The following is a 23,857-nucleotide window of genomic DNA, read 5'->3' on the forward strand; positions in this document are numbered from 1 at the left end:
GTCTTCAGGGTATGTCATGGATGCGATTACCACGAATATCGCCGGCACAGGAGTGCCTGCTACCGGCGTCCCGTTATCAGCCGTTCCGCTGACTATTCGATTCGCTGGAAGACTTTTTTACTTCCATCCGGTGAGAATGCGATAACATCGTAAGCCTCTTTTCGGGCTCCCATCTCCATTCCAGGACTTCCTGCTGGCATACCGGGGGTGGCGAGACCGTATATACCTGAACCAGACTGCATTGCCTTATGTATCGTTGTCGCAGGCACATGGCCTTCAATGATCAAATTACCGGCAACCGCGGAATGACAACTTCGCAGTCCTGCAGGAATAGCATGCTTTTCTTTCAGGGCTGACAGCGCCTGATCATTCATGACGTGAGTTCGTACTTCAAACCCGTCTTTTTCCATCGCCTTGCCCCACAGGGAACAACAGCCACAGTTTTCAGATTTGTACATATCAATCACTTTTTCACTCGCCATCGCGGGCAGTGAAAGGCCGAGAGCCAGCGCCATCAGAACCACTTTTTTCATACTCACCTCTGTATATTATCGATTTAAACCCTGACGTCAGGGTGAATCAGTAAAGAAGGACACCCACAGGGGGTGCCCTTTCAGGTTCAGGACACGCTTTTTTTATGTCTGCGCAGCCAGATTAATTTGTAGGCGGCAGGAATAATGAACAGGGACAGCAGCGGAGCCGTGATCATCCCACCAATCATGGGTGCCGCGATACGGCTCATGACTTCTGAACCTGCACCGGTTCCCCAGAGTATTGGCAGCAGACCCGCAATGATCACCGCCACGGTCATGGCTTTCGGCCGGACACGCAGTACGGCACCATGATAGAGGGCTTCATCAAGGCCTTCCGGTGTGAACGTCTCTTTACGGGACAATTCCGGGTGCGCTTCAATGGCATGACGCAGATACATCAGCATGACCACGCCAAACTCTGCTGCCACCCCGGCCAGAGCGATAAACCCCGTTCCGGTTGCGACAGACATATGGAAGCCCTGCCAGTACAGGAACCATATCCCGCCAACCAGGGCGAACGGCAGGCTCATCAGGATCAGCAGGGCTTCATCAACCCGGCGGAATGCCAGATACAACAGGATGAAGATGATCATCACCGTCATCGGCACCATCAGCTTCAGTTTCTTGTTGGCATGCTCAAGCAGTTCAAACTGTCCGGAGAATGACACGCTGGTACCCGGTCTCAGTTTCACTTTCTGACTGATCGCCGTTTTAATGTCATTAACCACCGACACCATATCCCTGCCGCGCGCGTCAATGTAAATCCAGCTGGCTGGACGGGCATTTTCCGTTTTCAGCATAGTCGGCCCGGAAACGACCTTAATATCCGCAACATCGCCCAGCGTGATCTGCTGCTTCATCGGGGTCAGGATCGGCATCTGTTTCAGGGCCTGCGGGCTGTTCCGGTAATCCTGCGGATAGCGGATATTAATCGGGTACCGGGCCACGCCTTCAACCGTTTCCCCTACCGTCGCGCCGCCGATGGCTGATGAGATGAACAGCTGCACATCGCCCACCGTCATTCCGTAGCGGGAGGCTTTTTCCCGGTTGATATCCACATCAATGTAGCGCCCGCCTTCCAGTCGCTCTGCGAGAGCAGACACTACGCCGGGTACGGTTTTGGCGACCGCTTCGATACTCTGCGCCGTTGCATCGATATCGGACAGAACCGTTCCGGACACCTTGATACCTATCGGGCTTTTGATCCCGGTTGAGAGCATATCAATACGGTTACGGATTGGCGGCACCCAGAGGTTTGCCAGCCCCGGTAAACGGACGGTCCTGTCGAGTTCTTCAATAATCTTGTCAATCGTCATGCCTGGACGCCACTGATCCTCAGGTTTGAGCTGGATCGTGGTTTCAACCATTTCGAGCGGTGCGGAATCCGTGGCGGTCTCTGCTTTACCGGTCTTGCCAAATACAGAGGCCACTTCAGGAACGCTTTTGATTAACTTGTCCGTCGTCTGCAGGAGCGCTGCAGCTTCAGCCGGAGAGACACCCGGCAGGGTCGACGGCATATACAACAGGTCGCCCTCGTTAATCTTCGGCAGAAACTCACCGCCCACCTGGCTCAGCGGCCAGATAACGGTGAAAATGGACAAGGCCGCAACCAGCAGGGTTGTTTTTGGCCAGTGGAGAACCCGCAACAGCAATGGATGATACGCTTTGATCAGTACCCGGTTCAGGGGGTTACTGGTCTCTGCAGGAATTTTCCCCCGGATCCAGAATCCCATCAGAATCGGAATGACGATGATGGCCAGCGCGGCCGCGCCCGCCATGGAGTACGTTTTCGTGAATGCCAGCGGGCCAAACAGACGTCCTTCCTGACCTTCCAGGGTAAAGATAGGAATAAAGGACAGGGTGATGATCAGCAGGCTGATAAACAGTGCGGGTCCCACTTCAACGGAGGCATCGGTAATCACCTTCCAGCGGGTGGCGTTGTCAATCTGCTCACCCGGATGCTGATGATCCCACTCCTCAAGCCGCTTATGCGCATTCTCAATCATCACAATGGCGGCATCCACCATCGCACCGACGGCAATCGCTATCCCTCCCAGCGACATGATATTGGCGTTCAGTCCCTGGAAGTGCATGACGATAAAGGCGATACACAGACCAAGCGGCAGAGAGATAATCGCCACCAGGGCAGAACGTACGTGCCACAGGAACAGGGCACAGACGATGGCCACCACGATAAACTCTTCCAGAAGTTTGGAACTGAGGTTATCAATCGCCCGGTCGATGAGCTGGCTGCGATCGTAGGTGGTCACGATTTCAACGCCTTCCGGCAGGCTGGCCTTCAGCGTCTCAAGTTTATCCCTCACTGCCGTGATAACGTCGCGTGCATTTTTACCCGACCGCAGGATCACCACGCCGCCAGCGACTTCGCCCTGGCCGTTCAGCTCGGCAATACCACGCCGCATTTCAGGCCCGGTCTGCACGCGGGCAACATCCCGCAGATAAACCGGCACGCCGTTCTCGCCTGTTTTCAGGACGATGTTATTAAAATCATCAATGCTCTGAAGATAACCGCTGGCACGGACCATATACTCAGCTTCGGCCATTTCAACGGATGAGCCACCGGCCTCCTGGTTAGACGATTCAAGGGCCTGTTTCACTTCGGGCAGGCTGATACCATACTGAGACAATTTTACCGGATTGACCTGAATCTGGTACTGTTTCACCACGCCGCCAACCGAAGCGACCTCAGCCACGTTCGGGATGGTTTTCAGCTCAAATTTCAGGAACCAGTCCTGCAGAGAACGCAGTTCTGAAAGGTCGTGTTTTCCGCTGCGATCGACAAGGGCATATTCAAATATCCAGCCCACCCCCGTGGCGTCCGGACCGATTTCAGAACTCACACCGGCGGGCAGTTTTCCCTGTACCTGGTTCAGGTACTCCAGCACGCGGGAACGGGCCCAGTACAGATCGGTGCCGTCTTCAAAAATGACATACACATACGAATCACCGAACTGTGAAAAACCACGCACGGTTTTTGCGCCAGGCACGGACAGCATGGTGGTGGTAAGTGGATAGGTGACCTGGTTTTCTACAATCTGCGGGGCCTGGCCGGGATAGCTGGTTTTGATAATGACCTGCACATCTGACAGGTCAGGCAAGGCATCGACAGGCGTGTTAATAATCGTCCATGTGCCCCAGATGCTGAGAAACAGGGCCCCCATCATGACCAGGAAACGGTTGGCGACAGAGCGCCGGATAATCCATTCAATCATCGTCGTCTCCTCAGTGCCCTGAATGCATATTTACAGGCTGGTCAGACATTGCTGGCATACTGCTTTCTGTTTTTTCAGGGTGGCGCATACGTTCCAGTGCGCCCGTAATATTGGCTTCAGAGTCAATGAGGAACAGGCCACTGACCACCACGGTATCGCCTTCATTCAGGCCGGAGCCGATGCCGGACTGTTGCTGTGACTCATGCAGAACGTGGATCTGTTTCGGCACAAACTTGCCTTCATCATCAACAGTAATCACGCGCTGTTCTTTGCCGGTATCGATAACGGCCTGGCTTGGTATCAGCAGCATCTCCTGGCTTCTGGTATTCAGTTTCAGATAGGCATTCATGCCCGGCTTGAGAAACTCATCCTTATTAGAAACCTGGAGACGGACCTGAAGCGTACGGGTTGTCTGATCCACGCTGGGAAGAATATTCCATTTTTCGACATGGAATGTTTTATCCGGATAAGCCGGTACCGAAATTTCAAACTGCGACGTATCTTTCAGCAGATAGGCGATAGATTCTGGCACTGCAGCGCTGATCCAGACCGGGTCCATTCCCTGAATCTGAGCCACCACCTTATCTTTCGAAATATTCATGCCGGTGCGCAGGTCAAATGCAGTAATGACACCATCAATAGGTGCTTTAATGGTAAAACGGGTCTGAATGCTCCGGGTAGAACGCAGTCTCTGAATATCCTCTTCCGGCATACCTGCCAGGCGAAGCCGTTCCAGAACGCCTTTAATTTGCGTGGAAGTACCACCGGTGCTGGATAACAGAAGGAATTCACTCTGTGCTTCCACCCAGTCCGGAATGGTAATATCGATAAGTGGCGTCCCCTTCTTCACATGATCGCCAATCGTCATGGGGTAGACTTTTTCGACAAACCCGTCAGAACGCGCCTGCACAATAACAAACTGATACTCGTTATAGCTGACATTAGCCGGGATTGTCTGAGAATAATTCAGCATTCCTCGCGTGACTTTTTGCGTTTTTAATCCCAGATTCTGAACCTGGGTTGGGTCGATACGGATCCCGCCACTGCTTTTATCGCCACTGTCATCAGCATATTTTGGCACCAGGTCCATATCCATAAAGGGCGATTTTCCGGGTTTATCAAATTTGGTATCCGGTTTCATTGGGTCATACCAGAAAAGCACCTTTCGTTCCGGTGCCTTTTGTTCTGTTTTTTCTGTCTTTTGTGCTGAGTTTACATACTGCCAGGCAGTAACCGATATCAGCCCCCCTGCTATGAGGCTGCTGATAATTATTGCAGCATATTTTATCTTTAAAGAAGCCATACAATTTTCCGCTAAAAAATCAAAACACCTGGCATATGCGCCTGACGGTTAACTCACACATATACCTATGTGAATGTACAGGCGCACAGGATGTAATCGCTCCGGACAGCCAATCAGGACTGCGTCACGTTAATGCTTTTGAGTAAGGAGATATTGCCCTGCTGAATAAACGAGAAATCGACATGGTTGCCTGTTTTCAGGGCATTAATAGCATCGTCTGCATTAACAAAAGTAAAGCGCATGGTCATTGCAGGCCAGCCCACCGCTGGAATTGCTTCATGCGAAATGGTGATTTTCTTAGTATTCATATCAATGTCTTTAACGACACCGGTGCCCTTGATAACTTGCTGTACCGAAGCATCACTGGCAGTATTCATATCGCCATGCTGATGTGTTTCAGCATGAAGACCGGCAGAAAACATGACAGAGAAGGCACCAAATAAAACGGCTTTAAGTGAATTACGCATTTTAATTTCCTGATTAATTAAATAAATTTACTCTACCCAACCGCCACCCAGCGCGGTAAACAGATTAATTTCGTTAACCTGCCGGGAATAGGTAAGATCGAGAATGGTTTGCTGGGTAGCGAAGAGGGAACGTTCTGCATCCAGCACTTCGATGTAACTGACAGCACCACTTGCATACAATCCTCTGGCACGCTGGAGAGTTATCTGAAGTGAATCAAGATAACGCTGCTGTGACTCAAGTTGCTGGCTAAGGCTGTCGCGCAGCGCAAGCGTGTCGGAAACATCCTTAAAGGCTGACTGAATTTTTTGTTCGTAATTAACCACCGACTGTTGCTGGCGAATTTCAGCCAGCTTCAGATTGGCTTTATTCCTGCCAGCATTAAATATAGGAATTTCAATTTTAGGGATAAAATTCCACATTCCACTTCCTGACGTAAACAGGCTGGACAGCTCCGTACTGCTTGCGGAAAGACCACTGGTCAGGGTAATTGAGGGGAAAAAGGCCGCTCGCGCTGCGCCAATATTGGCATCAGCCGCTTTCAGCTGATATTCCGCTTCCATAATATCCGGTCGCTGCAGCAAAATTTGTGAAGACAGATTTGGTGGCAATTTTACTGGGGCTATCTCCCCGCCTTTCATCCCTTTTTCTGACGGAAGTGCGCGGTACGTTCCCAGCACCAGTTGCAGGGCATTGTTTGCCTGAGCCAGATCGCCTTCTCGTTTGGCTATTTCGGCGCGGGTACTTTCGATTTGTCCTCGCGCCTGTTCAAGTGCCAGAACGTTCGTACTCCCGGTCACGAGCTGCTGCTCAACGAAAGCATAGGACTGTTGATAATTTTTCAGCGTTTCCCGCGCAATACGAAGTTGTTCGTACGCCAGTTGCTGGCTGAAATAGCTTTGTGAAACGTTGGATACCAGCAGGATGTGTACGGCCCGACGGGCTTCTTCGCTGGCAAAGTAGTTCTGGCGATCAGCATCACTCATGTTCTTAAGTTTGCCGAAAAAATCGAGCTCATAGCTGAGCTCCAGTCTCGCGTCGTACTCCTGTGTGGTCGGCTTGTCACCTTTCAGACCACCGCTGTATGTTATCCCGGATGAGGCATTCAGCTGGGGATAACGATCTGCATCCGTGACGTTGAACTGGGCTCGGGCCTCTTCAACCTTCAGGGCAGCCATTCTCAAATCACGGTTATTAGTCAGAGCTTCACCGATCAACCGGGTAACCTGGGGATCGACAAAAAAGTTACGCCAGCCCGTATCCTGATAGCCATTTACCGCTGGCGTCAGGCTGTTATGGGACAGTGAAAACTGCTGGGGTACCGGTGCTGCGGGCCGCTGATATTCAGGCGCAAGCGACACGCAGCCTGCCAGGATGAATATCGTGCTAATGCTGAGTAATTTTAATTTGAACATAACGCTTCTCGTCCAGGCAGACCTGGTAAATGGTTCAAATGAAGTCCAGAGTATTGATAGGGGTACTTTACCTAACGCTCTCTGTTTGCCGGGTGACAGGATAATGACAATGTTGTCATTTTTGCTGTAATCCGTTGATAACGATCGTGGGCGCAATAGAATGACATTAGCAGCCAGCCGGGGAGCAAGATGAAAATATTGATCGTCGAAGACGAAATTAAAACAGGTGAATATCTCAGCAAAGGGCTTACAGAGGCAGGGTTCGTAGTGGATCACGCTGATAATGGTCTTACCGGATATCATCTCGCCATGACAGCCGAGTATGATTTAGTCATTCTGGATATCATGCTACCTGATGTGAACGGCTGGGATATCATCCGCATGCTGCGCACTGCCGGAAAGGGTATGCCGGTCTTACTGCTGACAGCCCTCGGCACGATCGAACATAGGGTCAAAGGACTGGAACTGGGTGCGGACGATTATCTGGTTAAACCCTTTGCGTTTGCCGAACTGCTCGCCCGGGTGAGAACCCTTCTGAGGCGGGGAAACACGATGATCACGGAAAGCCAGTTTAAGGTGGCTGACCTCTCGATTGATCTCGTATCCAGAAAAGTCAGTCGCGCCGGAAACCGCATTGTGCTCACCAGTAAAGAGTTCAGCCTGCTGGAATTCTTCATTCGCCATCAGGGAGAGGTTCTTCCCCGCTCCCTGATTGCCTCTCAGGTCTGGGACATGAATTTTGACAGCGACACTAATGCGATCGATGTCGCAGTAAAGCGACTCCGCGCTAAAATAGACAACGATTACGAGACAAAGCTGATCCAGACAGTCCGGGGCGTGGGCTACATGCTGGAGGTCCCGGATGCATAGCAAACCTTCCAGACGCCCTTTCTCACTCGCTCTGCGGCTGACCTTTTTTATCAGCCTGTCCACGATACTGGCTTTTATCGCATTCACCTGGTTTATGCTGCATTCTGTTGAAAATCATTTTGCCGAGCAGGATGTCAGCGATCTTCAACAAATCAGCACCACACTGAACCGTATACTGCAGTCCCCGGTGGATCCGGATGATAAAAAAATAAGCAAAATAAAGGAATCAATTGCCAGCTACCGCAACGTTGCCCTTTTGCTCCTCAATCCCAGGGGGGAAGTGCTCTTTAGCTCAGCTCAGGGGGCGGCACTACGCCCGGCAGTGAATTCAGCAGATTTTAGCGAGCACAGCCGCGCACGGGATGTCTTTCTCTGGACGGTGGAGGATCCTGCGGGACCGATGGATACCGGGTCCGAAATGAAGATGGAAACATACAGGATTATCGCCTCCTCTGGTCAGGCGATATTTCAGGGCAAACAGCAGAACTATGTCATGCTGACTGGCCTATCCATTAATTTCCATCTCCATTACCTCGATGCGCTGAAAAAGAACCTGATTGCGATTGCCGTCGTGATAAGCCTGTTGATTGTTCTGATCATTCGAATCGCTGTCCGTCAGGGGCACCTGCCCCTTCGTAATGTCAGCAATGCCATTAAAAACATCACCTCCGAGAATCTTGATGCGCGACTGGAACCGACACGCGTTCCCATTGAGCTGGAGCAACTGGTTATCTCGTTCAATCATATGATTGGAAAGATTGAGGATGTCTTTACCCGCCAGGCCAATTTCTCTGCCGATATCGCGCATGAGATCAGAACGCCCATCACCAATCTGGTGACGCAGACTGAAATCGCACTGAGTCAGGATCGAACACAGAGGGAACTTGAGGATGTCCTCTATTCCAGTCTTGAAGAGTATAACCGGATGACCAAAATGGTCAGCGATATGCTGTTCCTGGCACAGGCAGATAATAATCAGCTGATACCTGACAGGGTCATGTTTGACCTCAGAGCGGAAGTCATGAAAGTCTTCGAGTTTTTCGAAGCCTGGGCCGAAGAACGCAATATCACGCTCAAATTTAACGGGATGCCCTGCCTGGTTGAGGGAGATCCACAAATGTTCAGAAGGGCGATCAATAATCTGTTATCCAATGCCCTGCGTTATACCCCGGAGGGACAGGCAATCACCGTCTCAATAAGAGAGCAGGAGAGCTTTTTTGACCTTGTGATTGAAAATCCGGGGAAACCAATCCCTGAAGAGCATTTATCAAGGTTGTTTGACCGTTTTTATCGGGTGGATCCGTCCAGACAACGAAAAGGAGAAGGCAGCGGCATCGGCCTTGCGATTGTGAAGTCAATCGTGGAAGCACATCACGGAAGAGTGCAGGTGGAATCGGACGTACACTCAACGCGTTTTATCTTATCCGTGCCCAGACTGGAGAAAATGATTCCGGACACCCAGTGCTGGGAATAAAGATTTAAATGACAAAGATGTCATTAGCCTGTCATGCAGCAAACAGAAGCCATTCGATATAATTAGTGCAACTTATCAGGAAGGCTGGATTGCTTTATCAATATCCGGCGTCAGTGGACGCCAGGAAATGAATATCCAGTCCCCTCCCGGAGAAATAAACACTTCCGAACCTGTTTCAGTTATGGAACTGAAAACACCGGTTGTACTCCCCCGGACATCACTAATTAAGAAATGGAGAGTTATCATGAAAAATATCGTATTAGCATCCTTGCTGGGCTTTGGCTTAATTTCTTCGGCCTGGGCCACTGAAACCGTGAATATCCATGAGCGGGTCAACAATGCACAGGCACCTGCTCACCAGATGCAGTCTGCTGCGGCTCCTGTCGGGATCCAGGGGACTGCACCTCGTATGGCCGGTATGGACCAGCATGAACAGGCCATTATTGCTCATGAAACCATGACGAACGGGTCGGCGGATGCGCACCAGAAAATGGTGGAAAGTCATCAGAGGATGATGGGAAGTCAGACCGTTTCCCCTACCGGGCCGTCGAAGTCATTAGCGGCAATGAATGAGCATGAAAGAGCTGCAGTTGCCCATGAATTTATGAATAACGGTCAGTCTGGCCCACATCAGGCCATGGCCGAAGCGCATCGTCGCATGCTCAGTGCAGGCTGACGGCGAGGGAAGTATCTGTGCTGTCCTTATTTCCTTGATAGATTTTTCCGTAACCGGATATATGGCAACATCTTTGCCCCCTACAGGGGGCATTTTTATCAGATTCTGCTACAGTTAACGGGCATCAACGCTAAAAGGATATTTTTTATGAAAGCCAGAAACACTTTATTTGCAGTATTAATGTTATCCCTGCCAGCGATTTCAGCAGAACATTCAGAAATGAAAATGACTGATATGTCTACCTCGGCTTCGTCACAGGAATATATGGCTGGCATGAAAGACATGCATGACAAAATGATGGCTGCCGTAAATGAGTCCGATCCCGACAAGGCTTTTGCGAAAGGCATGGTAGCGCACCATGAAGGGGCAATAGCAATGGCTGAGACCGAGCTCAAATACGGAAAAGATCCGAAAATGAGAAAGCTCGCGCAGGACATCATTAAAGCTCAAAAAGGTGAAATTGAGCAGATGAATAAATGGCTTGATAGTCAAAAGTAAACATTGTAGAAATGTCACGACAAGCGTGATTTTACATCGTTCCTGGGCGCGGGAGTCGGTTAATCTTTATATAATTCAAACCCGATTAATTTCGGGTTTTTACTACTCTGTACTCCGGTCCTTTGTTGAGGACCGGAATATATGCACCTGAGATGCTTATTTAATACATTATCTCGTCATGGATACAATGTCGCTCAGGATCTCAACCAGCTCGCTTCTCTCCTGCGTTCCGTCATGATAGGTTGATCTTGAGATGATTCTTTCTGATGTCATCTGAGGCCAGAATTTATCTAGTACATTATCGGGTTTCATTCCCACAGCCCGGCCGATTATTTTTTTAGCGTCACAGGTGTCCGTAAACGTGACGGCTACACCAGTAATTTCCTCGATAAGATCCGGGCACAGATAGTTTTCTATCTCACGTTTGCGCGTAGCGAAAAATACCTTACCGGCCTCCTCTACTTCTTTTTTACGCTTCTGGATGGACAGAACCTGTGCAGGGTCTCCCCCAATATCGGAGTCCAGAAATACGCACCAGGGAAGCCCCAGATCTTTGGCCAGATTCAATGTAACCCAGTGTTTGACGCTACCACACCCTCCTATGAGGACTGGCACTATTTTCACGTCCTCCAGAGAGGCTGGCAGCGCACCTGACTGTTTTAATGAACTGGCCGCATGCCTCAGGAAAGTAACATCCGACTTTCCCTCTACCAGAACAATCCCCTGCGCCCTTTCCATACCGGTCTCTGGCAGCACCCCCAGGCTTTCAGTGGCTTCCTTCAGCACTGCGTCATCCGGCATTTTTACTACGGGTTCACCCGCCTCATTTCGGGTAACATAACGTACGCCTTCGACAGGGATTAATCCGGCCAGCGCCGGGACATGGGTGGTGACGATAATCTGACGGTGCGGCTGGCCTGCCAGTGCCAGTAACGCTTTCATCAGCATCATCTGATAGTTCGGATGCTGTGACGTTTCAGGCTCCTCTATGGCATAAATCACATTTCTGGGCGTCCCCGCGACATTCTTTTCAGCCTCAGCCCGAAAAAAATTCAACAGGATAAGCCTCCTTATCCCGCTGCCGCGCTTATTGATGGGGATGCCATTTTCCCCGTCCAGGGTGAAATTGAAGGTCCACTTGGGTTTCTCCTTAAATCGTGGAGTCAGTTCACTGGCGAGTTCGGGGGCCATTTCACGTAATTTATCCAGCGTTCTCTGTGCGACATCCAGGACGCTGTCCTGAATCTCATTTTCCAGCGCTGTAATTTTGTCCTGCAGCGCAGCCTGAGCGTCTTTTACGGCCTGCTGTAAGGGGTTTTTAGCTTCGGAATCCCCGTCGCTGCTTTCCCTGTCGGCTTTGAAAATCGCATACGTGGGCAGCAAATCGAGGATCTTACCCCATAATGATTTTGTGTCGGTTCCGAACTCTTTATCGACATCCAGCATAATTTCCGAACAGGTATAGGGGGCTGCGGCTTCCCTGATGGCCTGACGCCATAACGATGCAGTGCGTTTATCCGCCACATTTTTTTCAACTTCTTTTCCCACCGCCTTGAGCTCAGAAATTTTCATGCCCAGTAAATTTCTCAGGGGCTCCTCATCCGGGTGGATGCAGCGGATGCAGGTCTGCTCCGGTTTTCCTGAGGTCGTTGCTTTAAACGTTTTGACGATTTCAAAATTGCCGTCCTCATTCAGCAGATGTTCTGAGGCGAGCGTGGTCTGCACCCTGTCGTCGATCATGATAAAATCGGGCAGGTCATCAAATTCACAGGCTATTTCAAAACGGCCGTCCCCTTCTCTTAGGCTGAAACAGTTCATGTCATTCTTGTCAGCCTTCATTCCTTCTGTTTCAAAAAAAATAGCCAGCGCTTCCAGAAGCGTTGATTTCCCAAAGTCATTACGACCGACAATACCCGTCATGCTTTCATCAATAATGATTTCAGTAGAGTTTCTGTAGCCTCTGAAGTTTTTCAGTTTTAATTTTCTGAGCCGCATATGAAGTCCTGTGTGTAAGAAAGCGTTTTGCTGCAACCTGAATACAAAATATATTTTCAAATGCCTGCCAACAAGCAGGGATAACCGTTATTCAGAATATCTTAACGACATTTCGGGATTATGATCTGGTCGCGCTTTCAGAACTTTACTGCCCCTCAAAACACCGGAAACTAACTTGTGGTTGGTTACATGGCAAAGTTAAAACTCCAGAATCACGGGTAATGATTTCAATGCTTATTATATTTTTTGGAATTGACTCATGAGCTTTATAATTTAAATGATAATAATAACCATTCTTTTATGCGTAATATTTGCTACTGACACTGATGAATTTAAAAGAAGATAGATTTTCATTTACGGATTATTTCCTAAATTCATCGATAATGTGATCGACATAAAATTTTCACTGAAGAATGAAGAGATAATTTAAGGCCGAGCGAAATAGCTCAAAATGGTGTATTTAACATAACAGAAGAAATGAAAGGCTCTATCGCAACCTGATACTTCAGGCCGCTAAGGGGTTAATCTTGTTGAAGAAAAATTAGACCGGGAAGCGCCAGGCGTCACCATTTCTCCCGCCTGGCTGGAAGTGAAGAATAATTGTGCATAGCTCCGTATTCGGGCTTTGCATCTGACAATGGTTCCCTGGATGAAAGTACGATCTCCACTCCAAGGACGCTGAACACCCTAAACAAACGCTCAAAACCCGCACTTGCAGGGTTGGCCTCTAGTCGGGCATAAGTTTGCTGTGTTATACCCAAACGTTCAGAAACATCTTTTTGCGTCAGTCCATTGGCTTTGCGAAAGCCGATTAAAACAGGACGTAACTGATTCAAAGTCTTCAAAGCGTATTGAGTGTTCATAAGTGACCTTCCGTATCGACGAGTTAACAAGCATAACGCAGGGATTTACAGCATATAGGCTGTAATGCTCATTAACAGACTATAGGCTGTAATACGAATCCTGCCAAGATGCGGCATCTTTCAAATACAAGGCCGTATTGGGTAAGCAGTACACCGTTATATAGCACCCCTTGCCCCTTTGCTGGAGAGGGACCCACGTGATCGCAGGTCTTTTAGACGTTGTTGCTAACCGGCATCATACACAGGTGGTAACCCCCAGGGAAACTCTATGAGTGATAATTTATTCCTGCCCCAGTCAAAATATAAAACCTTATCTAACTAGCTTTCTTAGTATTTTATAAATGAAGTGAAATTAGCGAAGAAGTTTTACATTGTAAAGTGAGCAAAAATATTTACCATTCAACTGGCAAAATTTACAATCTGCAGCCCTTAGCCTGAGAAAATGCACATTAACAGAATAATCATCAAGTCCGATAGAGGCATAACTTACGTCCTCAAAAATATCAGAAATAAATGAGTTGAAATTACAAAAATTAACTTCACTTAACATCTTGAACACCGCAGAAATATATCTATCATGCATTATCTTGACTTCGATAACCTTAGATAAACTTGAATGCGACTTACATTTGAAGAGATCAAAGAGAAAGTAAATCAGCATATTTTTATTGTCCGAAATCCATTTTAAAAATTTATTACGTGCACATGGTAATATATACACTGGATTTTTGAAAGGGTTTGAAACGTCAACCACAAGGGAACAATAACCATGAGGATTTATTCCACTTATAATTAAGTCACTAAGTCCTTTCACTGCATTCAAATAGTTATCAAAACAAACCTCATATAAACTGGTACTATGAACTGCACATTTAGATTCAAACAACCATCTATGACGCAGATAACCAATGCCTTTAGAGTGTATATCTTCAACAATACATTTGTGACAGTAACGAATGTTTGAGATGTTTACCAATGGATATGAATTAGTTATGTGAAAATTTTTCCGACAGGCATCTTCAACAGCGTTAAAATACCCGTAAACACCAGAAGATAACGACACTATATTGGAAGTTAGTATATAACCATTTCTAGTGGCAAGAATGTCATATATATCCTGCAAGCTATGCAATTTGTACATATCAATCAGTTCGAAACGAGGAAAGGCATCGTACCTTAGTGCGCCATGCTTTGATATTATGTTCCTGCAATTGGATAAGTTATACATTATCTGTGAACGCAGAAGAAAACTGTGCCACAATTCATTTTCGTAAACCATATAACTCCCTCTTATTTAATTAGTTCCATTTTTCTGAGAAGTATCATTGTCATTGGTAGTTTATCTCTGTATTTCAAAAGCCAGCCATGCCCTCCCAGTAAAGCATCTAGACTTGTAAGTGACATCGAGTACTGCCCCTGAGATAAAACATCATTTATTAATGATGATGAGATAATATCTCTCTCGCTCCAGTCTACTCTTTTATTTTTATAGCATCGTATTGTTTTAGGAAGACAGGAATTAAGCCAGTCACATTCATGTTTATTTAGCCAATAGAAACTTGCATAACAACTTTCTTTGACTAACTTTCGTGTTATAGAAACGGATTGATTATGTATAAATCTTAATATTTTCTGCTTATGACGCCGTCTTAAAGAATCTTTTTTACATTTTTTACGCCATGAGCATAAACCGTAACAAGATGAAATTACAGAGGATACAGCTCCTTCCGATAATGAGTTTTTCTCAGCTATGGATGCCAGACTAAACCCCCTTACAGCCATAGACTTGATAAGCAATTCAGTGAATATATTAATTTTTGTGTTTCGCTTAAACGCCCTCAGGTATTTTTTATAAATAAGTGTTTTAATGTAACATCTGCTGCGACTAAATTCCTTCCCAAGGTTGCTAACACTAGTATTATTTTCAACTATATGAAAACTGTATTTCTTATGACTTTTAAAGATTTCTTTCTTTTTATTAGTACGACTTCCTGCATACGTTGGCCAGCAAGTATTTAACAAACAATAACAAAGCAAAAGATGCTTTGTGGGATGCTGACAACATTTGTCTTTGAGTATAGGCTCCCAGTAATGATAATCAGTTAGGGATGTTGGTATAAGTCCCGATGAACCCTCCCCAAATAACTGGCACTTAGCATAAACATGTGCGTAGAATACATTTTTCTTTAAATTTCCATCCAATGATAATAAATTCAACTTTTTAAGTACATCCATGTAATTGGGGTGTGTAATATCTTTTCTTCTGATTATATTTAGGGACTCATAACAAAACTTAGCAAAATCGAAGTCTATCTCATTGCTAAGTTGTTCTGTATACGAAACAGGAGGCATCAGTCCAATACGTATGTGCGGTGAAGAAGGGACATGGATGCTTTCAAGCGCTACCGGATGCCGATGGCAGGTTGTAACCCCATGAAGCTGATGCGCCAGATGCCAATAAGTAACACCATAATGAAAAGTATCTTCACGAGCGCAAACCGGGCAAAACTTCAATAGTGTGCGCTGCCCTAGTGAAAAATTACTAAGGCGGCACAATCGATTAAGCCTGGCAGGGGTCGTGTTGAAATCCATAATTTCATTACGACTGATTGGTAGTGCCCAGGCAAAAAGAGGGAGTAAAGTCTGTTCATGCCAGAGCTGATCTGCACTTTCGGATGTATGAAGAGAAATAGCCTTTAATCCTGAATTGAGAATTGGATGGACGTTCATATCAGGTTTGTTGAAAATGATCGTTAACAGAGAAGATGGGGACATACCGTACACGGTAGTTGTCCGACAAAACCGGCTGAACAAGGATTCATCAGGCAAAACAGGCAACATTCTCATTTCCCACACCTCTCTTTGACCGTTACGAACTGTTACCTCATTACAATTTATTAAGTGGATCTATATTTATAAGCCCGCAACGCTGAAGAGCATCGTAGGTATTTTTCTTTTCAGCTGTTCTGTTGATAACAAGATCGTGGTCAAGAGACAGTATTTTCTCGTCGAAATTGCGCAAAACCTCGTCTATTTTTCCTACGAATTCCTTGTGCTGTGGCCTGTCTATATCCCCAGGGATCAAAGACTTTAGGGACTTCTCTGCCATGATTTTAGCCGAAGCATCACCCTCATTAGATGCAGAGAGCCATTTAGCTTCCTCATCTTCAGTCGCGGCCCCCGGGAGTGGAGTATCCTTATATTCCTCCGTATGACTCACGAGTACCGGTACAGAGGCCGACAAGACTGCGCCAGTGATGATTTCATTGCCGCTACCGATAACCTTTAATTGTGCCCCCCGATAAATCATCTGAGCCAATCCAATATTGCCTTTAGATAAAATGAATAATTTTTCGTTTAACTCATCATTTAATGGAGTTTCAACATTTGTCCATTGTAATGGCCATAAATAATGAATAAACGATTGCCAGTCTTGTGAATCGTATCTAACATTCTTAATTTTCATGTAACCACCAGACTCTGCCCGCCTGGCAATTCTCATTTTCTTTGTCAGCGTCTCGTCAAAAGGATGATTTCCACAAAAAACCATAGATACCCCCATGGAATCTACAATTTCATGTAAAAAATCAATCAACTTACTCTCACCCCCGGTTCTTGAAAATTTAAGCCTCTGCATTTCATCAATAACAAGGATACCCAAAAATGATGATTTAATTCTTTGTGCAATCTGGCGAGCCAGAGCACCATTTCTAATCTCAGGTGTAGTTCGTTCAATACCAATTGCATCATCTAATTTTTGTAAAATCTCTTCACAAAGGTCTCTCACACTTGAATTGTATGGACAATTAATCTTTACCCATACAATTTGCTTACTGAAGCCGGGAAAAACTCCTTTATAGCTGCTGTGTTCTATAATCTGAGGGAAATGATCCATGACTTGCTCAATCATGGTAGTTTTTCCAGAACCACTCATTCCAACTATCGTAATAGTTTCAGCCTGGGATTTAAAATATCCACTTTCTGGCTCAATATCAGGACGCTCATTTCCATAGTAATGAAGATATTGAATTGTTCCGCTTTTTAAAGGATTACGAGCTGCATAGCTTTCCCTAAGTGCCCGTAAGATCATCTTATAAGCCTGGATAAGATTGGTTTGAGGGCAACGGAATTTCTTTATACGTTCGACATACTGCTCTCTAACATTCGCCGGGGCAGTCCAGCGGATTTTTTCGTCAATTTCGGGGAAATAACTCATTTCCAGAAGTACTTCATCTTCCGTAAGCGCTTCAGGAAGTGCTTCAATTAAGGGATTGCCACGATACTCAGGTAACTCCTGTTCTTTATATATCGCTGAAACGCGCCGTATAAGATTCATTATTCTGCGTCCTCAGTCTTCTTCTTACCTTTTAACCATCTTTGTTTCTCCTCCCGGCCAGGCAAAAGCAGAACATTACTGGATGAAGGAAGTAGGGGTTCAGATCTTCCATTAGCAACATGAGTTCGCCCTAATGAATCAAGTTCATTTTTCCTGTTCTTTTTAATATCTTTACCATGTACCCGGCGAGATTCGTATATTTCATTTAATCTTTCGTTACCTTTCCTGTTAAATTCATCTTTATTATTGATATTGCTGAGCGAATCCAGAGTAAATAAATTAATTTCTTTTTGAGTATCTACCCAATCAGCCATTACATCTGTATCAAGATGAGCTTTCCCTTTAAATACATCTCTTTTCTTAAGTAGGTAATGTTTTTTGAAAATGCTATTTTTGTCAAATCTTACATATATATAATCTACGCAATTGTCATCTATTCTTGCTTCACAAGTGGTTCTTCCAAATACTCTGACACCTGATGCAATTTCAGGATCACATTCATAAAAAAGATTATTGTACTGAATCCCACCGGCGGTAATGTTAGCGTTCACAGGGATTAACAATCGTGCGATCACTTCGTCGGCCCCAACGGCTCTTGCGCTGAATCTCCCGTGCTTTAAGCTTATCATCCAACTATTTTTTGGTGATATTACGAGATCATTTTCAATCAGTAAGGGATTGATATAAGCCAGTTCCTCATACGTTCTCTGATTATGTGCAAGTATCTCCCGAATCAGTAAAGACGTGACCTCCTGAATCGTTAAACAAGCCCTGGATTGCGGTATTGGCTCTCCTTTAACAATCTTTCCCCTTCGTGTTGTTCCAATAAGCCTATGAATAACCTCATCATTCAGAATGCCGAAACAGCGTTCAACAATGCTTTTTCTGTCGCCTCTACCGACTGGCGCAAACTCAAGTTTTGTCAGGGGGGTCATCTCTTCCTGAGGTTTAAGACCAATCATCTCCCCGTTGTCACACATCAATGTTAATGGAATGTGAGAACAAGGCCAATCATCATCAGTAATAGAGATTCCAAATAATCTACAATATTCTTTTTTTGGCATAAAGCAATTTGCTAACGCTTGTCGGGCGGCTCGCCATGAAGCATGGTATAAAGAAACATGAAGGCCAACAATCATTCTTGTTGCACGATCCACCACTGTATAAATAGTAGGACGCCCAATGACTTTTCGTCTGTTTAAACTCGAAATAAGATGTACATCAGCGACAGTTGAGTCTATTTCGAAAACATCACCCGGCAAAACAGTTGTATTAGCCACACTACCTAAAAGCGCCCGCATTTTGAGGTCTATTTCTTTTTTCGTGTTCTTCTTATTTATCGAGAAATCTTTAGTGAAGAGTTTTTTATTCCAGTATGAAAATTGTTTTAAAGAAGGAACATATGGAGCTCTATTTTCTAGGTTTGCTGTTTTAATTTCATCCCTAAAATACAAATCAATATGTCTCTCTAATGTTTTCTTTATCGTATCTCCGTTAACTTTATAATGATACGTAATGAGAGATTTTCTAATATTATTTATATCTCTTTCATTAAGAATGAAAACACGTGATCGTTCATTAGGTAATGCTCTGTTTTTTTTGGAATTCCCAAGTTTAATTTCATGTTTGATTCTACTTTTCCCAGCGGCGCCACAGTTCGAGAATGCGGGTAGCAATGCATAAATATCCTGCCCATGTCGCCAATACAACGCCAGAAGCGTTCTGATAGTATATTGTGATATTTTTTTATTTCTTGAGTAATCCATTAAAAGGTGCGACTTTTTATGTAATGCATAGTCGAACAGAAACATTCTGTCATCTACAAGATCTTTAATGATATTGTAATTTTCATCTCGCCTTCCTCTGTCTTTATCTGTTAATTCTTTCTCATCTACTAACATATATGAAGGATATATATAATCTTTACAAGTTATGCTATTTGATTCAATATAATATTTAAACATTGAAAATGAGAAAGGGATTGGCTTACCCGTTCTTTCTGATTTTATTTTAAACAAAATTAACAAATCGACCTTTCTGTCAAAATCCAAAACACGGTAAAGTCCCTCTGCAAGCAAATCAGTGCCTTGAGAGAGCCAGACTGAATTCCTAATAATATCCATTTGCGTTCAGTCCTATATAGTGGTCATTGGAAATTATCTTTATCAGACCGGTTTCGAGTATTGGATATGATAAATCAACATTTATCATTTTTAATCCAATCATTGCCTGCAATAACATCATCGCTTCTTGTGCATCTACCCCAAAGATTGATGAAATCATTGCACGTAGTCCTACTATGGGATAAACATCTGGTTTAAGCTTCCATAGGATTTTATCAAGAGGATATTTATCATAAAATTCAGAACCATCTCTTAATACAGAAGTAGCCCAGCAAATGTTTTTACCGACGACGTTATTGAGTTCCGAGCCAACATAAATTTGAAACTCAACATCAATCAACTGCCAAAACATCCTCTCTATTTCAAGTTTTTGGGCTTCGCGTTCAGGTATGCTCTCGTTATGTTTTACTGCTATAGCTTTGTATCGAAGTCCGCCTTCAGGAGTTCTCAAGGTCAGTAAAAAATCGGTTGTCATAACATTCAGAACTTCGACAGGTACTCCTCTTACTCCCCTCACCATAGGATGTTGAAAATGTAGATGATTTGCTATTTGTTGGGTAAGCCGGAGAGGAAAGAGTGGGAATTGTTCCCGGATATCAATCACCGAGTCATTAAACTCAGCCAGATAGAAAAAGTTACTTTCGACAGAAGAAAGGAGATGATGGTTTCGAAACGTCTTAAGGCCAAAGACTATCGAACGGTTTCCACGGGATTTAACGTCCTGAGCTCTAAGCCAGGGCTGATAACTTTGGCCATAGCCCACTCCTATGCCGTCACCTAGCGCATTTTCATAATCCAAATAGGATTTGAGACGCCTACCCCTAGCCATGATCGTACCCTAAAAACGACATTGATACGTACCTATATGTGCATTTTATAGTCTCCAACCCTATAACCACACATTCAGTAAGTATACAACATTAGCGTCGTTTTTTGAGAATGGTTACAACTTTAGTGCTTTGTGTACAACTTTATTGTCCTCGGACATCTGCCAGCGCCTGTGCGCAGGCCCAGGCACTGGCCCATGCCCACTGGAAGTTATACCCGCCGAGCCAGCCGGTCACATCCATCACTTCACCAATAAAATAGAGCCCCGGCACGTTGCGCGCTTCCATGGTGCGGGAAGAGAGTTCATGCGTATCCACGCCACCCAGCGTCACTTCCGCCGTGCGGTAGCCTTCGGTGCCGTTTGGCTGCACGCGCCAGTTCGTCAGGGTCTCGACCAGCGTCTCCTGCTCGCGGCTGTTAAGCTGGCGGAGCGACACATCCGGGATCTGACCTAAAACCTGCAAACACTCCACCAGACGTTTCGGCAGCTGCATGGCCAGGGTATTTTTCAGGCTCTGATTCGGGTGCGCGGCACGCTGCGCGTTGAGGAACGCGTCCAGATCGCAATCGGGAAGCAGGTTAACCGTGACAAACTCCCCCGGCTGCCAGTAGCTGGAGATTTGCAGTACCGCCGGGCCGGAGAGGCCGCGATGGGTAAAGAGCAGATTTTCGCGGAACACCGTCCCGTCTTCAGCGGTAATAACGGACGGAACGGAGACCCCGGAGAGCGTCTGGAGCTGTTCCAGCAGCGGTTTATGCAGCGTAAACGGCACCAGACCGGCGCGGGTCGGCAGCACCTTCAGGCCAAACTGCTCGGCAATTTTGTAGCCGAACGGCGAGGCACCCAGCCCCGGCATCGACAGACCGCCGCTGGCAATCACCAGGTTATCGGCACTGACGGTGTCACCGTTGAGCTGAAGCATATAGCCCTGTTCGTCACGCGTGACCGCCAGCACCTCCGTGCGCAGACGCATGACCACGCCGCCCTTTTCGCACTCGGCCACCAGCATATCGACAATCTGTTGCGCGGAGTCGTCGCAGAACAGCTGGCCCAGCGTCTTCTCATGCCAGGCGATGCCGTGCTTACCCACCAGATCGATAAAGTCCCACTGGGTGTAACGCGCCAGCGCAGATTTACAAAAATGCCGGTTCTGGCTCAGATACGCCGCAGGTTCAACATAGAGGTTGGTAAAGTTGCAGCGCCCGCCGCCGGACATCAGGATTTTACGGCCTGGCTTTTTACCGTTATCCAGCAGCAGCACGCGACGACCCGCCTGTCCGGCCATCGCCGCACAAAACATACCCGCCGCACCGGCGCCAATTACTACGGCATCAAACCTTTCCACGTCAAAATCCTCATTATTCACTGCCGCGGATTGTAAAGTTTCCTCTGTGGTCACACCAGCGTAAAAAGATATTACAAAGCCATTCCATTGAAATTTAAAGAATATCCTTTCGGGCGCTTTTCCCATTTCAGGTGGTATGTCAAAAAAAGTCTATATTTCACTTTGCCCGTTGCGCATTTGTCCTGGATAATGCGCCGCGTTCATGTCCTCAAAATGGCGTAACGTCCTATGCTACATTTGTTTGCCGGCCTGGATTTACATACCGGGCTTTTACTTTTGCTTGCTCTGGTTTTTGTACTGTTTTACGAAGCGATCAACGGCTTCCACGACACTGCAAACGCAGTAGCAACGGTTATCTACACTCGCGCAATGCGATCGCAGCTTGCGGTTGTTATGGCGGCGGTATTTAACTTTTTTGGTGTCCTCCTGGGCGGGCTGAGCGTTGCGTATGCCATTGTGCATATGCTGCCAACGGATCTGCTGCTTAACGTTAGTTCTGGCCATGGCCTCGCTATGGTGTTCTCAATGCTGCTTGCTGCAATTATCTGGAACCTCGGTACCTGGTATTTCGGCCTGCCTGCATCCAGTTCTCACACTCTCATCGGCGCGATTATCGGTATCGGGTTAACCAATGCCCTGATGACCGGTACATCGGTTGTTGATGCGCTGAACCTTCCAAAAGTACTCGGGATTTTCGGCTCTCTGATCATCTCCCCTATCGTGGGTCTGGTGGTTGCGGGTGGATTGATCTTCATCCTGCGTCGCTACTGGAGCAACACGAAGAAACGTGCGCGTATCCACCTGACGCCAGCAGAGCGTGAGAAGAAAGACGGCAAGAAAAAGCCGCCATTCTGGACGCGTATCGCCCTGATCATTTCCGCTATCGGCGTGGCCTTCTCTCATGGCGCGAACGACGGGCAGAAAGGCATTGGTCTGGTGATGCTGGTGCTGATTGGCGTTGCGCCGGCAGGCTTCGTGGTCAACATGAACGCCTCTGGTTACGAAATCACGCGTACCCGTGATGCGGTCAACAACGTTGAAACCTATTTCCAGCAGCATCCTGACCTGCTGAAAAAGGCGACCGGCGTTGACCAGTTAATCCCTTCTCCGGAAGCGGGCGCCACCACGGCACCAGGCGAGTTCCACTGCCATCCGGCAAACGCGATTAACGCGCTGGAACGTGCGAAAGGCATGCTGGGCAACATCGAAAGCTATGACAAACTGGCCGTTGAACAGCGTGGTCAACTGCGTCGTATTATGCTCTGCATCTCTGACGTGACCGATAAAGTCGCGAAGCTGCCAGAGGTGAACGGTGACGACAAACGTCTGCTGAAGAAACTGAAAAGCGACATGCTCAACACCATTGAGTACGCGCCAATCTGGATCATCATGGCTGTCGCGCTGGCACTGGGTATCGGCACAATGATTGGCTGGCGTCGTGTGGCGACCACCATCGGCGAGAAGATCGGTAAGAAAGGCATGACCTATGCGCAGGGGATGTCCGCGCAGATGACGGCGGCGGTGTCTATCGGTCTGGCAAGCTATACCGGTATGCCAGTCTCCACGACCCACGTTCTCTCCTCGTCCGTGGCAGGTACCATGATTGTTGATGGTGGCGGTCTGCAGCGCAAAACCGTGACCAACATTCTGATGGCCTGGGTGTTCACCCTTCCGGCATCTATCCTGCTCTCTGGCGGGTTGTACTGGATTTCGCTGAAGCTGATTTAATCGGCTGAGGGCGACAAAAAAGCGGGTCAGGAAACTGACCCGCTTTTTTTATGGCTGCTATTTGCCATGAGGTGTTTGATAATATGAGGATTTCCTGAACATTTTTTGCTCAACCTCAAAACACCGAAAAAACTATCATGGCGGCCAGAATAAACATCCAGACAAAGGAAA

At 46.7% G+C, this 23,857-nt stretch carries 18 protein-coding genes; 5 read left to right on the forward strand and 13 right to left on the reverse strand.

Annotated features, from left to right (window positions below):
* Positions 1-92: 92 nt before the first annotated feature.
* The 5 genes from SP99_RS21125 to silC form a co-directional block, all read right to left on the reverse strand.
* Positions 93-533, reverse strand: coding sequence for a DUF411 domain-containing protein (locus SP99_RS21125; protein ID WP_000758225.1), 441 nt, complete (start codon positions 531-533; stop codon positions 93-95).
* Between the two features lie 86 nt (positions 534-619).
* Positions 620-3,766, reverse strand: coding sequence for a Cu(+)/Ag(+) efflux RND transporter permease subunit SilA (gene silA / locus SP99_RS21130; protein ID WP_000574029.1), 3,147 nt, complete (start codon positions 3,764-3,766; stop codon positions 620-622).
* Positions 3,767-3,776: 10 nt separating this feature from the next.
* Positions 3,777-5,069: a Cu(+)/Ag(+) efflux RND transporter periplasmic adaptor subunit SilB gene (gene silB / locus SP99_RS21135; RefSeq protein WP_000157620.1), complete on the reverse strand. Its 1,293-nt coding sequence runs from the start codon at positions 5,067-5,069 to the stop codon at positions 3,777-3,779.
* Between the two features lie 113 nt (positions 5,070-5,182).
* The gene (gene cusF / locus SP99_RS21140; protein ID WP_001246155.1) at positions 5,183-5,536 is read right to left on the reverse strand and encodes a cation efflux system protein CusF; all 354 of its coding nucleotides are present in this window, start codon (positions 5,534-5,536) and stop codon (positions 5,183-5,185) included.
* Between the two features lie 27 nt (positions 5,537-5,563).
* A complete protein-coding gene (gene silC, locus SP99_RS21145) occupies positions 5,564-6,949 on the reverse strand; it encodes a Cu(+)/Ag(+) efflux RND transporter outer membrane channel SilC (protein ID WP_000475506.1) in 1,386 nt (461 codons plus the stop codon).
* A 189-nt stretch (positions 6,950-7,138) separates the two neighbouring features.
* Between silC and silR the strand changes: the two genes are divergently transcribed.
* The 4 genes from silR (at position 7,139) to copM (ending at position 10,467) form a co-directional block, all read left to right on the forward strand.
* A complete protein-coding gene (gene silR / locus SP99_RS21150; protein ID WP_000697968.1) occupies positions 7,139-7,819 on the forward strand; it encodes a copper/silver response regulator transcription factor SilR in 681 nt (226 codons plus the stop codon).
* A complete protein-coding gene (gene silS, locus SP99_RS21155) occupies positions 7,812-9,293 on the forward strand; it encodes a copper/silver sensor histidine kinase SilS (protein WP_000555736.1) in 1,482 nt (493 codons plus the stop codon). Before silR ends, silS begins: the two co-directional genes overlap by 8 nt.
* Positions 9,294-9,537: 244 nt before the next feature.
* The gene (silE, locus tag SP99_RS21160; protein ID WP_000790485.1) at positions 9,538-9,969 is read left to right on the forward strand and encodes a silver-binding protein SilE; all 432 of its coding nucleotides are present in this window, start codon (positions 9,538-9,540) and stop codon (positions 9,967-9,969) included.
* Positions 9,970-10,116: 147 nt separating this feature from the next.
* Positions 10,117-10,467 (forward strand): CopM family metallochaperone, encoded by a 351-nt coding sequence (copM, locus tag SP99_RS21165; RefSeq protein ID WP_000647571.1) that lies wholly within the window; start codon positions 10,117-10,119, stop codon positions 10,465-10,467.
* Between the two features lie 168 nt (positions 10,468-10,635).
* On the opposite strand, the gene SP99_RS21170 is transcribed toward copM, so the two are convergent.
* From SP99_RS21170 to SP99_RS21195, 8 genes are all read right to left on the reverse strand, one after another.
* Positions 10,636-12,462, reverse strand: coding sequence for an AAA family ATPase (locus SP99_RS21170; protein WP_001239419.1), 1,827 nt, complete (start codon positions 12,460-12,462; stop codon positions 10,636-10,638).
* 563 nt (positions 12,463-13,025) lie between these two features.
* Positions 13,026-13,325, reverse strand: a complete 300-nt coding sequence (locus SP99_RS21175) for a helix-turn-helix domain-containing protein (RefSeq protein ID WP_001097216.1) — start codon at positions 13,323-13,325, stop codon at positions 13,026-13,028.
* Between the two features lie 352 nt (positions 13,326-13,677).
* The gene (locus tag SP99_RS23315; RefSeq protein ID WP_053060171.1) at positions 13,678-14,604 is read right to left on the reverse strand and encodes a hypothetical protein; all 927 of its coding nucleotides are present in this window, start codon (positions 14,602-14,604) and stop codon (positions 13,678-13,680) included.
* Between the two features lie 11 nt (positions 14,605-14,615).
* The gene (locus tag SP99_RS23320; protein ID WP_001324699.1) at positions 14,616-16,172 is read right to left on the reverse strand and encodes a TnsD family Tn7-like transposition protein; all 1,557 of its coding nucleotides are present in this window, start codon (positions 16,170-16,172) and stop codon (positions 14,616-14,618) included.
* A 40-nt stretch (positions 16,173-16,212) separates the two neighbouring features.
* Positions 16,213-17,661: an ATP-binding protein gene (locus tag SP99_RS21180; RefSeq protein ID WP_001049180.1), complete on the reverse strand. Its 1,449-nt coding sequence runs from the start codon at positions 17,659-17,661 to the stop codon at positions 16,213-16,215.
* Complete coding sequence (locus SP99_RS21185; RefSeq protein ID WP_001641527.1) at positions 17,661-19,784, reverse strand: hypothetical protein; 2,124 nt, start codon at positions 19,782-19,784, stop codon at positions 17,661-17,663. Before SP99_RS21185 ends, SP99_RS21180 begins: the two co-directional genes overlap by 1 nt.
* Positions 19,771-20,613, reverse strand: coding sequence for a TnsA endonuclease N-terminal domain-containing protein (locus SP99_RS21190; protein ID WP_000090707.1), 843 nt, complete (start codon positions 20,611-20,613; stop codon positions 19,771-19,773). Before SP99_RS21190 ends, SP99_RS21185 begins: the two co-directional genes overlap by 14 nt.
* A 142-nt stretch (positions 20,614-20,755) precedes the next feature.
* A complete protein-coding gene (locus SP99_RS21195) occupies positions 20,756-21,958 on the reverse strand; it encodes a BaiN/RdsA family NAD(P)/FAD-dependent oxidoreductase (protein ID WP_047959867.1) in 1,203 nt (400 codons plus the stop codon).
* 228 nt (positions 21,959-22,186) lie between these two features.
* Between SP99_RS21195 and pitA the strand changes: the two genes are divergently transcribed.
* Positions 22,187-23,686, forward strand: a complete 1,500-nt coding sequence (pitA, locus tag SP99_RS21200; RefSeq protein ID WP_025760141.1) for an inorganic phosphate transporter PitA — start codon at positions 22,187-22,189, stop codon at positions 23,684-23,686.
* Positions 23,687-23,857 lie beyond the last annotated feature (171 nt).

The organism is Enterobacter sp. BIDMC92 (genome assembly GCF_001030225.1).
Taxonomy (GTDB): Bacteria; Pseudomonadota; Gammaproteobacteria; order Enterobacterales; family Enterobacteriaceae; genus Enterobacter; species Enterobacter sichuanensis.